The organism is Rhizobium grahamii (assembly GCF_009498215.1).
Lineage (GTDB): Bacteria > Pseudomonadota > Alphaproteobacteria > Rhizobiales > Rhizobiaceae > Rhizobium > Rhizobium grahamii_A.
The window spans coordinates 2,269,765-2,282,928 of sequence record NZ_CP043498.1 but is presented as its reverse complement, the minus strand read 5'-3'; the positions used below and the strand labels follow the sequence as shown (position 1 = coordinate 2,282,928).

Sequence of the window (13,164 nt, the reverse complement as noted above, 5' to 3'; positions counted from 1 at the left end):
CGAGCCTGTCGATATCGCCAGGCAAGCCTGACACACAAAAGGGACGCTCGGGACCAAGGAGACAACCGTGGATGATCGCCACGTCATAGAAATCACCGCATGGCTGATGCAATGCGGGCTGAAGGGGCTATCGGAGGCCGACCTGCTTGCTGGTTTTTGCGAGCGCTGCCGCGCAAATGGGCTGGCGATCGAACGCTCGGTCGCCGTCATCGATGCCCTGCACCCGATCTACGAACGCCGCGCCTTTCGCTGGGACAGCACCCGCATCGTCGAGCGGGTCTCGCAATACGAGCTCGCCAATCCCGGCGAGTTTGCCGACAACTGGCTGCGCTCGGCGTTCCATGAGCTTGAGACAAGCGGCGCAAGCGAAGTGCGTCGCAGCTTTGGCGCGGGCGCGCCGGCTGATTTCTATCTCCTGCAGGAGCTGAAGAACGAAGGTTACACCGATTTCATCGCGATGGCGCACCGCTTCGGCGAAGGCGGGTCGATCGGCGACATCGACTGCTTCTTCTCGCATTTCGCGACACGCGCTCACGGAGGCTTCAGCGATGGTGATCTTGCCTCGCTGCGTGAATTGCTGCCCTGCCTCGCGCTGGCGGTGAAATGCGTCACGGTCAGCGGGGTTGCCGGCACCATCGCCAAGGTCTATCTCGGCCAGGACGCCGCCGACCAGGTGCTGCACGGCAAGATCACGCGAGGACGAAGCGACCGTATCTCGGCCGCGTTGTGGTTCTCGGATCTGGCGAACTTCACCTATATTTCAGACACGGTGGATCCCGAAGAGATCATTCCGATGCTCAACGACTATGCCGACGCGGTCATCTCCTCGATCCAGGAGGCCGGTGGCGAAGTTCTGAAGCTGATGGGTGATGGCACGCTCGCAATCTTCAAGGGACAGAAGCCGAGCGAAGCATGCGCTGCCGCGCTGACCGCGCGTGCGCTGCTCGACCGGCGCTTGTCTGATCTCACCGCCCGGCGCCGGATCGAGGGGCGGCCGGTAACGGACGTCTATCTCGGACTGCATATGGGCGACGTCTTCTACGGCAACATCGGCAGCAAGGATCGGCTCGACTTCACGGTCATCGGCCCGGCCGTGAACGAGGTCAGCCGTATCGTGTCGCTTTGTCGTTCACTGCAGCGTCAGGTGCTGATGTCCGCCAGTTTCGCGGCCATCGTGCCGCCGACGCAGATGGAGAGTCTCCTGTCGATCGGCCAGCACGTTCTTCGCGGCGTCAACCGGGCACAGGAACTCTTCACGATGCTGCCGGGCATCTAAGGCTAGGCCGCCTCATTCCCTTGCCAATACGTCCGCGATCGTCTGCGCCAGCTTCTCGGCATTCTCGGGCAACGAACGCGCAATACCGAACAGCAAGCCGGGGCGAGGGCGGCCCTCGAAGAAGCGTGACATGGCTTGTGGTGCAATGCCCTTCTCGTGCAGTTTTCTGACGACGGCAGTGTCATCGGTGCTTTGGTCATGAAACCAGCTGGCGAGCTGGAGACCGCCGGAGCCGCTTTCCAGCGAAAGGAGGTGGCCGCACCGGTTGCTCAGGGCCTCCCGCGTCGCATGCATGCGCTCGGCATAACGCGTGTTCCTCTGCCTGAGATAGGCCCGCAACCGACCGTCGCGAATGAAATCCGCAAGGGCTGCCTGGATGTGAACCGGCACGGCAATACCGCGAAGCCGCAAGGTTTCCACTGCCTGTGGTAAAAGCCAGCGTGGCAGCACGGCGTAGGCAACACGAATGCCGGGGGCGAGGATCTTCGAAAAGGTACCGAGATAGGCGACCGTTGCGTGGCGATCGATGCCCTGCAATGCGGCGATCGGTCGGGAACCGTACTGAAAATCGCTGTCGTAATCGTCTTCAAGAATGAGCGCGCCGCTCTTGTGCGCCAATTCCAGCAGCGCAAGCCGCCGCTGAAGGCTCATCGTCGCTCCGGTCGGGTATTGGTGGGACGGCGTGACATAGATGAGGCCGGGCGGCGGGCCCTCGGCGCGGGTGACGTCAATGCCTGCCTCGTCACAAGGGACGGGGACGATCCGTGCGCCGGCCGTCGTCAGAAGGGCTTTAGCCGAGGCATAGCCTGGTTCCTCCACCCATGCGACGCTGTTGCCGGATGCTCGCAACTGGAGGAAGGCGAGCAGATCGATGGCGGTTCGCGTCGAGGGCAGGATCACAACCTGGTCGGGGTGGGCGATGACCCCGCGTATCGCCGAGAGATGTTCGACGATCGCCTCTCGCAAATTCGCCACGCCGCCGGCTTCGCCGTAGCCGAGTTCCAGGACCCTCATATTTCGCGCGCGACCGCCGAGGTATCGGGCCCAGGTCCCCGTGGAAAGTCTTCAAGATCCGGAACACCGGGCTCGAGCATCATGGGATGGGATTGCGGGGCAGCCGCCGAAGCAGACGCCGGTCTTTCGCGGGGTGGCGTGACGGCCGACATGGAGAGCGCGGCGACGCGACAACCTGAGCCAGTTGCCGCCTCAAGGAAGCCGTCGGCTTTCAGCCGTTCATAGGCGCCGACAACGGTTGAACGCGCAATGCCGAGCGACGACGCCAGAGCGCGCGTCGAGGGCACGCGGTGTCCCGGTCCGATCTGTCCGCTGAGGATGCGATCCCTGATGCCGCGATAGACCTGCCCCTCAAGATCGCCCGCATCACGATCCAGGGATAGCCACGCAGGGGTATTGTTTGAGCTTGCAGCTTTCAAAGTGGTATGCCTGAAATAGATAAAGTGGACGTGGATAGCATACCTCTTCTGTAGCAGAGAGGAGTTGGTGGTGAAACTGGCGCAGCGCGCTTGCGCTGCCGAGCACCTGATGAGGAATGACCATGGAACTCTCGCACTGGAATGGCGTCGCACGCCCCGATCGGATCGTCATCGAAGGCCGTTACACGCGGCTGGAACCGCTCGATGTCGCCAAGCATGGGGCCGATCTGTTTGCCTCCGCCCAGCAACCGGGCGCGGACGATCGTTTCCGCTATCTTTTCGAGGACGCGCCAGCCGATATGGCCGCCTTCACGACATGGCTGGAAAAGGCCGCCGTTTCGCCGGATCCGATGTTCTTCGCGGTCATCGACAAGAAGACGGGTCGCGCCGAGGGCCGGCAGGCGCTGATGCGGATCGACGCGGCCCATGGCGTCATTGAGATCGGCAGCATTCTCTGGGGTCCGGCAATCGCGCGCAGCCGCGTTACCACCGAAGCGCTCTACCTGTTTGCCAGCCTTGCCTTCGACACGCTGGGCTACCGGCGCTTTGAATGGAAATGCAACAACCTGAACGAACCGTCGAAGCGGGCGGCGCTTCGCTTCGGCTTCAGCTTCGAAGGTGTTTTCCGCCAGCATATGGTGGCAAAGGGAAAGAACCGCGATACCGCCTGGTTTGCGATCATCGATGCGGATTGGCCGCGCCTTAAAGCCGCGTATGAAGCCTGGCTGAACCCGGATAACTTCGATGCAGCGGGCCAGCAGAAAACGAAGCTGCGCTTCGATTGAACGCGCCGCGATAGAAAAGCGCGCCCCGGATCGAGGAGCGCGACGATCGCGAATGAAGGTGGCCGCGCCCCGCTTGGTTGGCGAATACCTTTCCCGTCCTTAGGTAGCGTTTGCCCCGGAGAGAGCCTTTCTCAGCCGCTCTTCCTGCTCAGGCGCAAGCGAGGTCTTGAGAACACGCCCACGCAGTCCTTCGAACTCGGCCATGACCTTTTCAGGCTGGACCTTGCGGATCAGCACGAAAAGCGCCGAGGAGGAGTTTGGAATGGTCGAGCCGAGCGACTTGATGAACTCGTCGTCGATCCCGTAATCGGCAAGCGACCCCGAGATCGCGCCGGCGCCGGCGCCCACCAGTCCGCCGATTGCAAAGCCGGCGAGGGGATTGAGGAAGAGCAGCCCCACGAGGCCGCCCCATATCGATCCGGACAGCAGGCCGGACGTCGCGCCGATCGCCGTCAGGTTCATGCTTTGTTTGAGATGAACCTTGCCCGTCTCGTCGCGCACGACAACCACGGCATCCTCGAGATCAACCAGATATTCCTTCTTCAGACCGGCGAGCTTCACCAGCACCTTGTCCGCTTCGTCCATTGCATCGAAGCCGATGACTACGAGTTCCGACATTTCTGCTTTCCTTTCCGCTTCCGTTTCGAATGGCATGCTGGATGTGGCCCTGTTCGCAGTGCAAAGGAGCATTGCTACGACCATGGGAATGCTATGTTCGAATGGCGATCGATGCCGGAATGGCAGCGATGGCGCTTATTGTGTCAGAGGCTGAGGCACGAGATCGCCTTGAAGTGTTTCGTCTGCCTTCTTGGGCTTTTTCTTGAGCTGAAGTGGTTGTTCGATGATCGTGACGGGGGCAGCGACAGCCGTTGCGGTGACATTGCCGATCGTGGTCACCGTGCCGCCGACGACGGCGGTCAGGCCCTGTCCGAGAGATACGTTCGAATCCGTCAGCGGTTGTCCGGCGATCAGGCGCTGGCCGATCAGCTGAACGATTTCGGGGCTCTCGGCGAACTTGCCGTGGTTGAGCCGGTCGCCGCCCTTTACCTTTGTCAGATCGATTGCGGTGATGCCAGCTTCCTCCAGCTTGGTTCGATAAGGCTCGACGGTCGGATCGATCGCGCCGAGGCGAGAAACCTTGCCGGTAATGAAACTGGAGACCGCAAGCGCCTTGTCGTCCTGCGAGACGAAGATCGTGAACTTGGGATGCGGCGTTCCCATTTCGGCATACTGCTTCGCGAAGACCTGAATATCGATATCGGGTGAGGCGAGGATCACGTTTTGGATCTTCGAGTTGACGCGACCGTCGCGGATTCCCATCTGCCGGAGCGATTCCATCGCCAGCCAGGTGCCCATTGAGTGGGCGAGAATGGTGATGTCCTTGACCGCAGGGTCCTGCGCCAGCGTCCGCAGCGTCTGCTCAAGGGCCGTGCGCGAATAGTTGGTGCTTTCCTTGTCGTATTCGTAGGCGGTCAGCTGAGCGCGGGACGGCCACGTGAAAAGGATCGGCGTTGCCTGCATGCCGCTGTCGTGGACGATCTGGGCAAGGCGGAAGACGGAGTCTTCGTACTTGTTGTTGAAGCCATGCACGAAGACCAGCGCGCGTCCGCCTTCGCTATGGGTGCGGAACCAGGCCCGGCCTTCCGGCACGGTCGCGATCTGCTTGACGCGCGTAACGGCGAAATCCGTGGCAGGGTTCGGCGGCAGCCGTCTTGGCCATTGAACCGTGCCGGATTCGCGCTTTGGCGGGATCGAGACGGCAACGTCGGTCAGGTATGGCTTCGGGCTGCGTTCGCCATTGAAGAGCGTCGTCGGGTCGCCCGATGGCTCTCGCGTGGTGGCGACCAGCATATCGACCTGGGTGGTCTTGGGCGTTGCTGCCGTCAGCTGAACCGGTTCCATGACCCCAGTCGGATGGCCGCATGCCGTTAGAAACACGGCGGCAAGAAGTGGCGCTAGCCTCCGAAGAGCCCGGGCTGCTATCACGTTTTCGATCCCCTCATTGAAGCGGGCCATCCTTAGGAGGCGGCTGCGCCGAACGAAAGTACGTTACAGTAACGACAGTGATGTTACATCCCATTTTCGGCGAGGACGTGCGCGACGGGATATCTGCAACGCGGCAAACGATTCCTGAACGCAAAAACGCCGGGAGCGGCGGACCGCTTCCCGGCGACAATGGCGATGATTGATCTTAGACCGGAGAGTGCAGGAAGGCCGGCATCCTGCTGCCTTCCGCTGTTCTGGCGAGGTAGAGACGGGCGGTGTCGAGCGCTTCGCGGATCGTCACGTCCATATCGAGATAGCGATAGGTGCCGAGGCGGCCGACGAAGGTTACCGAGGCTTCCTGCTCGGCGCGGGTGACGTATTCCGCCAGCTGTGCCTTGTCCTCGACAAGTCGTACGGGGTAATAGGGAATGTCCTGCGGGCCGCATTCGCGCGAGAATTCCCGATAGCAGACCGAGCCGGCGTGCTCTTCCCATGGCGAGAAGTGCTTGTGTTCGGTGATGCGGGTGAAGGGCACATCGACGTCGCCGTAGTTCATGACGGCGCAGCCCTGATAGTCGCCCTGATAGCTGAAGCGTTCGAAGTCCAGCGTGCGGTAGGCCAGCCGACCAAGCTCGAAGTCGAAGTAGCCGTCGAGCGGGCCTGAGTAGAACACGTGTCCGGCGTCCGCGCCTTCGCTGCGGTGAAACTGGGTTTCCAGCTTCACAGTGATGTTCGGATGATCAAGGATGCGTCCAATCATGTCGGTGTAACCGTTCTCCGGCATGCCCTGATATTTGTGGAAGAAGTAGTTGTCGTCGTAGTTGAAGCGCACCGGCAGGCGCTTCAGGATCGAGGCTGGCAGATCGGTCGGCGAGCAGCCCCATTGCTTCTGGGTGTAGCCCTTGAAGAAGGCCTCGTACAAATCCTTGCCGACGAAGCGCATGGCCTGTTCTTCGAAGGTCTGCGGATCGGTGATCGACTTGTCGGCCTTCTCGTCGATGAATGCGCGGGCTTCATCGGGCCGGAACGTCTTGCCGAAGAACTGGTTGATCGTGTGCAGGTTGACCGGCAGCGAATAGACCTGCTCGCCGCTCGTCGTCTTCACGCGGTTCTTGTACGGCATGAAGGTCTGAAAGCTGTTCACGTAGTCCCACACTTCCGAGTCGTCGGTGTGGAAAATGTGCGGGCCGTAGATATGGATCATCACGCCCGTCTCGGCATCGCGCTCGGTGTGGCAGTTGCCCGCGATGTGCTTGCGGGAATCGATGATCTCGACTTCATGACCCGCCTGCGCGAGTTCGCGGCCGATGACAGCCCCCGAAAGCCCGGCGCCAACAATGACGATCTTTTCCTTCAATGGCATTGCAAAACTGATCCTGTCTGAAGTTTCCCTATCCGGATCGTGTGCGGCGTGATCGCCATGGCCCTGATCCGGCTTTCCCCTCGGCGCCGCTTCTTCCGACGGCCGAAGCTGTCGCAAAGCGCGAGCCGCAAGCCGATCCATCCGATCCGACTTGCGGCGCCGTTGATTATTTCGCGTGCGATGCCGGCTCCGACCACAGCCGCTTGTCGCGGGGGATCGGCGAGTAATCGTGCCACTTTGCGAGCTTGTCGAGGTAGCGCTGCCGATGCACCTGCTCGTTCTCGAACTCGATGTTCTCGAGCGCGATCTCGGCACCGATCTCGTAATAGATGTCGAGGTTGGTGAGGTCGGGCACGGGAATCTCGCCGCGCTCGCCTTCGCCCTGCATCTGCCAGAAGAGTTCCTCCAGGCGGCGGGCAAGCGCAGGGATATCGCGCAGCACGCTGGTTTCGCGCTGGCGTTCGAGCGAGGCCCTGACATCGGCGAGGCTCTTGCGGTCCCGCTCGAAGGCGATGGCGCGGGTGACATATTCTTCCGGCGTTGCGCAGATCATCTCCGGGATACCGGCGGCGGCGACGATGCTGGCGCAGAAGCGGGCCGCGAAGGTCTTGCCGGGTACGGTGAGAATCGGAAGGCCCGACGTGATGGCGTCGGCGGCCGTCGAATGCGCGCCATAGGGGAAGGTGTCGAGGAAGAGATCAGCGAGACCGATACGCGCAAGGTGGTTCGGGTTCGTGGCCTTCGGCGCGAAGATGAGCCTCTCCGGTGAGACGCCGCTCTTTTCGGCGGTCTGGCGCAGGCGCTCGTTCGCAACCTCGTCTCCCGTCAGCAGCCAGAGCAGGCTGCCAGGCGTCGCGGCGAGGATCTTCATCCAGCGGCCGAAGCATTCCGCCGTGATCTTCTGCATGCCGTTGAAGCTGGCGTAGACGAACGCATCGTCCGGCAGACCGACTTCGGCGCGCGTCGGGCGCGGGGCAATCGCGCGCTTGCGGTCGAGCGGCTGATCGCAGGCGATCCGCAGGACCTTCTCGGTGTAATAGATCTCGTTCTCGGGCGGAACGATGTGGTTGTCGGTGATCAGATACTGGTGGAACGGGCTCGCCATCGAACCCGGATAGCCGCAGAAGTTCACGATGATGGGTGCCGGACGATAGGCGAAAATCTTCGTGCGGGCGTGTTTCGTGTAGCCGTTCACGTCGATCAGGATGTCGATCTCGTCGGCGATGATCTGCGTGGCAGCGGCGACATCGTCGATGTCGCGGATGTCGCGCCATGTATGCACGGCGTTCTTGATCCGCTCCTGCGTGGAATCGCTGGTGCGGACATCGCCGCAGTAATAGGCGAAGATCTCGACGCTGCTCTTGTCGTGCAGTTCCAGAACTTCGCAGAGTGCGAAGCCGACCGCGTGGTCGCGAAGATCCGAGGAAAGGTAGCCGACGCGCAGCGGCTTGCCGGTGCCTACCTTTGCCTTCGCCGTCCGGCGTGGAAAGCGGCTGAGATCAGGCCGGTTGCCGACGAGCGTCTTGTTGTAGCGGTAGGCCTTGGCCAGCTGGAACATCGGGTCGTCGGAGTAGCAGCTGAGCGTCAGCGAGGACATCGCGTCGAGCATCTTGCGAGCCGGAATATGCGCCGACGGCGCAAGGATCGGCCACTTGCACTGGCGCTGGCGCAGCGATGCCCAGTGCTGGCCGGATTCGGCGTGCTCGGGCTGCAGAGAGAAGGCTTGCAGCAGGGCGGTTTCCGCCTCTTCAAGCTTGCCGGCGCCCTCGAGCACGCGGCCAATGTTCTGCAGGACCATATGGCGATGATTGAGGCCGTCGGGCGTGATCTGGGAGGTCGCGTCGGCGTACTGGCGCCATTGCTCGACGGCGGCGCCGATCTGGCCGAAATCCTCTAGCGCGCGGCCGAGGTTGACGTGTGCCGGACCGAACTGCGGATTGAACTTCAGGCAGGTTCGCAGCGCCTGGATAGCGCCGGCACGATCGCCGGCCTGCGTCAGCGCGACAGCGTAGTTGAAGTAGACGAGATGAACGGCGGGGTTGCTGTCGTTGAAGGCGACCCAGTTCTTGTAGAGATCGGCGGCGGCGGCGTGCTGTCCGGCCGCGCCCAGCGTCTCTGCAATATGCAACAGATCCACGAGGGACAGTCGCTGGCTACGGGCAAGTTCCACGGCACCTGAGGCGGCAGGAATCTGGTTCTGAGTATGTGCGTGATTGGCGTTCATGGACATCCTGCGGCAAGGCGACCGAGTCGGTCGGAAGTAGATAAAACGGAGCGGTGCTCGCTTATTTAGCTACTGCGGATAGCTTGCCTGGAACTGGATGCCGTCTGGTGGAAAGTGCCGCTGGGGCAGGGGAAGCAGGGTGTGGAAGGTTCGTCGCAAAAGGGATGCGGCGCGGATTTCTCCGCGCCGCAGGATTTCAGATTACTGGTAGCGGGCTGCGATGAGAGCCGCGACCTGATCGGCGTTCAGCGAGCTGACCTGCTGGCTGGTGAAGGCCTCGAGCTGGTTGCTTGCCAGGCCGGCGATATCGTCGGTCGACAGTCCGGCCAGAGCCTTCGTGCTGATCGCTGCGATTTCGTCGGTCAGGAAGGTCGCAACTTCGTCCGAGGACATCGCGGCGAGCTGGGTGGAGCTCAGAGAGCCGATCTGCGAGCTCGTCAGAGCTGCGACCTGATCGGAGTTCAGCGCTTCTACCTGGCCGCTGCTCAGTGCAGCGATCTGGTTTGCCGTCAGAACCGCAACCTGGCTGCTGCCGAGGCCTGTGACGGCATCGGTGGTCAGCGAGGTAACCTGAGCCGCCGTCAGCGCGCCGACCTGCTCGGTCGTCAGGGAGCCGATCTGGCTGGAGGCCAGGGTGGCAACCTGCGTCGTCGTCAGAGCGGCGACCTGAGCCTTCGAGAGAGCGACGAGCTGGGAGGATTCCAGTCCGGCGATCGTGCTGGTCGAGAGGCTGGCCAGGGCCTTCGTGTTGATGGCAGCAAGCTCATCCGTCGTGAAGGTAGCGATATCGTCGGTGCTGAGACCGCCGATCTGCGTTGCCGACAGGACCGCGATCTGGCTGCTGGTCAGTGCCGAAACCTGTGCGGTGTCGAGCGAGGCCAGCTGATCGCTCTTCAGACCGCCAACCTGAGCCGAGGACAGCGCGCTGATCTGGCTGGAAGCAAGACCTGCGAGAGCATCGGTTGTGAGGGCACCGACCTGAGCTGCGGTGAGGGCTGAGAGGTGAGCGGTGTCGATGGCGCTGATCTGTGCGGAGACGAGGGCTGCAACCTGACCTGTGGAGAGGGATGCAATCTGCGTCTTGGTGAGAGCAGCGACCTGCGAGGAGGCCATTCCCGACAGGATGTCGGTTCCGAGACCGGCAAGTGCCTTGGTGCTGATGGCGGCGATATCGTCGGTCGAGAAGGAGGCGATATCGTCGGAGTTCAGCGCCTGCAGCTGGCCGGAGCTGAGAGCGGCGACCTGGGCACTGCCGAGGGCTTCGATCTGGGTGGAGTCGAGCGCCTGCAGCTGTGCCGAGTTCAGGGTTGCGACCTGGGTTGCGGTCAGCGCGCCGATCTGAGCGGAGGTGAGGCCGACAACCGCATCGGTTGTCAGAGCCGCGACCTGCTTTGCCGTCAGGGCGGTGATCTGCGAGCTGTTGATCGCTGCCAGCTGCTCGGAGCCGAGGACGGCGACCTGACCGGTGCCGAGGGCTGCGAGCTGCGCCTTGGTGAGGGCGGCGATCTGCGAGGAGGCCATCGTCGAGAGCGTGTCGGTCTGCAGGCCACCAAGGGCGCCGGTGCTGATGGCGGCGATCTCGTCGGTGGAGAAGGTTGCGATCTCGTCGGAGGACATGGCCGCCAGGTCACCGGAGGTCAGGGCCGCGATCTGAGCGCTCGACAGGGCGTCGACCTGCGCGGAGTCGAAGGCTGCGACCTGATCGGTGGTGAGAGCCGCGATCTGGACCTTGGTGAGGCCGGTGATCTGGTTGGTGCTGAGGCCGGCGACGGTATCGGTGGTCAGGGCGGCAACCTGCTTGGCGGTCAGGGCGCTGATCTGCGACGAGGCAAGACCAGTGATCTGCGAGGAGCCGAGGAGGTGGACCTGATCGGTGGAGAGAGCAGCGATCTGTGCGGTCTTGAGGGCCGCGACCTTGTCGCTTGTCAGCGACGAGACCTGATCGGTGGTCAATCCGGAGAGCGACTTGACGGCGATGGCGGCCACTTCGTCCGTGGTGAAGGTGGCGATATCGTCGGTCGAGAGCGATCCGAGCTGGGTAGCGCTGAGGGCGCTGACCTGGCTGCTGGTCAGGGCCGATACCTGCGAGGTGTCGAGGGCCGAGAGCTGGCCGGAGGTGAGGCCGGTGATCTGGGCGTTGGAGATGGCGGCGACACCTTCGGTGGTCAGGCCGACGATGGCGTCGGTGGTGAAGGCGGCAACCTGCTTGGCGCTAAGACCGGCGATCTGCGCGGAGGAAAGCGCACCAACCTGATCGGAGCCCATGGCCGCGACCTGGCCGGTGGAGAGCGCCGCGATCTGAGCCTTGGAGAGGGCTGCGATCTGCGAGGAGGCGAGCGAGGTGACCGTTGCGGTGTCGAGGCCCGAGAGGGACTTGACGTTGATGGCGGCGATCTCGTCGGTTGCGAAGGCAGCGAGGTCGTCGGTCGAGAGCGCCTTGACCTGGGCTGCCGAGAGCGATGCGACCTGGCTGCTGGTCAGGGCTTCGAGCTGGGTGGATTCCAGCGAGGTGATCTGGTCGGAGGTCAGGGCCGCGACCTGAACCTTGGAGAGCGAGGCAACCTGGCTGGTGGTCAGACCGACAAGCGCATCCGTCGTCAGGGACGCAACCTGCTTGGCGCTGAGGCCAGCGATCTGCGAGCTGTTGAGGGCGGCGACCTGGTCGGAGCCCATGGCGGCGACCTGGCCGGTTGAGAGCGCCGCGATCTGAGCCTTGGAGAGGGCTGCGATCTGCGAGGAGGCGAGCGAGGTGACCGTTGCGGTGTCGAGGCCCGAGAGGGACTTGACGTTGATGGCGGCGATCTCGTCGGTTGCGAAGGCAGCGAGGTCGTCGGTCGAGAGCGCCTTGACCTGGGCTGCCGAGAGCGATGCGACCTGGCTGCTGGTCAGGGCTTCGAGCTGGGTGGATTCCAGCGAGGTGATCTGGCCGGAGGTGAGGGCTGCGACCTGAACCTTGGAGAGCGAGGCAACCTGGCTGGTGGTCAGGCCGACAAGCGCATCCGTCGTCAGGGACGCAACCTGCTTGGCGCTAAGACCTGCGATCTGCGAGCTGTTGAGGGCGGCGACCTGGTCGGAGCCCATGGATGCAACCTGAGTCGTGCTCAGTGCTGCGAGCTGCGTCTTCGTCAGAGCTGCGACCTGCGAGGAAGCGAAGGTCGAGATGGTTTCGGTGCTGAGGCCGGCAAGAGCCTTGGCCGAGATGGCAGCGAGCTCATCGGTGGTGAAGGTTGCGATATCGTCCGAAGACAGGGCCTTGATGTCTTCCGCCGTCAGAACAGAGATCTGAGCGGAGCTCAGGGCCTGAACCTGCACCGTGTCGAAGGTGCTGAGCTGCGTCGTCGTCAGAGCAGCGATCTGAACCTTGGAGAGGGCGCCGACCTGGCCCGACGTTAGGCCGACAATGCTATCGGTCGTCAGAGCGGAGACCTGCTTGGCGCTCAGCGAGGTGATCTGGGAGGTCGTGAGAGCGCCGAGCTGTGCGGAGTCGAGTGCCACGATCTGGCTCGTTGCGAGCGCTGCGAGCTGCGTGCCCTTCAGAGCCACCAGCTTGTCGGTGGTCAGCGATGCGACCTGTTCCGTCGTCATGCCGGCCAGCGCCTTGACGCTGATGGCGGCAATTTCATCGGTGGAGAACGTTGCGAGCTCGTCCGTGGACAATGCCTTCAGCTGGTTGGCGCTGAGAGCGGCGATCTGAACGGAAGAAAGCGCTTCAACCTGGGAGGAGGAGAGCGCTTCGACCTGGCTGGTGTAAAGTGCGGTAACCTGGGCAGCGGAAAGGCCGCCGATCTGGTTGGAAGACAGAACTTCCATCTGGCTGAGGCTGAGGCCTACGACAGCGGCGGCCGAAATGGCGCCGATCTGCGACGAGCTTAGTGCAGCAACGTCATCAGTGCTGAGTGCCGAAACCTGGCTCGAGCTAAGCGCCTTGATCTGGCTTACGCTCATTGCCGCAATTTCGGAAGACGCAAGCGCAGCTATCGAAGCGGTCGATAGCGACTTGATTTGGTTGATGGTCAACGATGAAACAATGGTGGTCATGGACGCGCGCCCCTGGTGTTAACTGATCAAAACGTCATTCCCTGCCATCGACCTCGTAG

General features: G+C 62.6%; 9 protein-coding genes. 2 read left to right on the top strand and 7 right to left on the bottom strand.

Translation table 11 applies throughout. The annotated features are described in order from the left end of the window. Positions 1-67 precede the first annotated feature (67 nt). Positions 68-1,276 carry an adenylate/guanylate cyclase domain-containing protein gene (locus FZ934_RS11050; RefSeq protein ID WP_153271111.1) on the top strand — a complete coding sequence of 403 codons (1,209 nt, stop codon included), beginning with the start codon at positions 68-70 and terminating at the stop codon, positions 1,274-1,276. 12 nt (positions 1,277-1,288) lie between these two features. On the opposite strand, the gene FZ934_RS11045 is transcribed toward FZ934_RS11050, so the two are convergent. Both FZ934_RS11045 and FZ934_RS28115 read right to left on the bottom strand, forming a co-directional pair. Further along, a complete protein-coding gene (locus tag FZ934_RS11045; protein WP_246737785.1) occupies positions 1,289-2,290 on the bottom strand; it encodes a PLP-dependent aminotransferase family protein in 1,002 nt (333 codons plus the stop codon). Next, positions 2,287-2,709, bottom strand: a complete 423-nt coding sequence (locus FZ934_RS28115) for a GntR family transcriptional regulator (RefSeq protein ID WP_246737784.1) — start codon at positions 2,707-2,709, stop codon at positions 2,287-2,289. Before FZ934_RS28115 ends, FZ934_RS11045 begins: the two co-directional genes overlap by 4 nt. Positions 2,710-2,831: 122 nt before the next feature. On the opposite strand from FZ934_RS28115, the gene FZ934_RS11040 reads away from it, so the two are divergent. Continuing rightward, positions 2,832-3,494 carry a GNAT family N-acetyltransferase gene (locus FZ934_RS11040; protein ID WP_153271110.1) on the top strand — a complete coding sequence of 221 codons (663 nt, stop codon included), beginning with the start codon at positions 2,832-2,834 and terminating at the stop codon, positions 3,492-3,494. Positions 3,495-3,593: 99 nt separating this feature from the next. Here the strand turns inward: FZ934_RS11040 and FZ934_RS11035 are convergent, their stop codons facing one another. The 5 genes from FZ934_RS11035 to FZ934_RS11015 all read right to left on the bottom strand — a co-directional run bounded on the left by FZ934_RS11035 (position 3,594) and on the right by FZ934_RS11015 (position 13,105). Beyond that, positions 3,594-4,112, bottom strand: coding sequence for a DUF1269 domain-containing protein (locus FZ934_RS11035; RefSeq protein ID WP_153271109.1), 519 nt, complete (start codon positions 4,110-4,112; stop codon positions 3,594-3,596). 135 nt (positions 4,113-4,247) lie between these two features. Next, the gene (locus tag FZ934_RS11030) at positions 4,248-5,396 is read right to left on the bottom strand and encodes an alpha/beta hydrolase (protein ID WP_153271108.1); all 1,149 of its coding nucleotides are present in this window, start codon (positions 5,394-5,396) and stop codon (positions 4,248-4,250) included. Between the two features lie 289 nt (positions 5,397-5,685). After that, on the bottom strand, positions 5,686-6,843 hold the full coding sequence (glf, locus tag FZ934_RS11025; RefSeq protein ID WP_153271107.1) for a UDP-galactopyranose mutase: 1,158 nt from the start codon (positions 6,841-6,843) through the stop codon (positions 5,686-5,688). 166 nt (positions 6,844-7,009) lie between these two features. Beyond that, positions 7,010-9,067 (bottom strand): glycosyl transferase, encoded by a 2,058-nt coding sequence (locus FZ934_RS11020; protein WP_153271106.1) that lies wholly within the window; start codon positions 9,065-9,067, stop codon positions 7,010-7,012. 201 nt (positions 9,068-9,268) lie between these two features. After that, the gene (locus tag FZ934_RS11015; protein ID WP_153271105.1) at positions 9,269-13,105 is read right to left on the bottom strand and encodes a beta strand repeat-containing protein; all 3,837 of its coding nucleotides are present in this window, start codon (positions 13,103-13,105) and stop codon (positions 9,269-9,271) included. Between the last annotated feature and the right edge of the window lie 59 nt (positions 13,106-13,164).

Bases quoted from the DNA above. Each gene is read 5' to 3' on its own strand.
- glf (WP_153271107.1), bottom strand. From the start codon at position 6,843: ATGCCATTGAAGGAAAAGATCGTCATTGTTGGCGCCGGGCTTTCGGGG.
- FZ934_RS11030 (WP_153271108.1), bottom strand. From the start codon at position 5,396: ATGGAACCGGTTCAGCTGACGGCAGCAACGCCCAAGACCACCCAGGTC.
- FZ934_RS11015 (WP_153271105.1), bottom strand. From the start codon at position 13,105: ATGACCACCATTGTTTCATCGTTGACCATCAACCAAATCAAGTCGCTA.
- FZ934_RS11020 (WP_153271106.1), bottom strand. From the start codon at position 9,067: ATGAACGCCAATCACGCACATACTCAGAACCAGATTCCTGCCGCCTCA.
- FZ934_RS11045 (WP_246737785.1), bottom strand. From the start codon at position 2,290: ATGAGGGTCCTGGAACTCGGCTACGGCGAAGCCGGCGGCGTGGCGAAT.
- FZ934_RS11035 (WP_153271109.1), bottom strand. From the start codon at position 4,112: ATGTCGGAACTCGTAGTCATCGGCTTCGATGCAATGGACGAAGCGGAC.
- FZ934_RS11040 (WP_153271110.1), top strand. From the start codon at position 2,832: ATGGAACTCTCGCACTGGAATGGCGTCGCACGCCCCGATCGGATCGTC.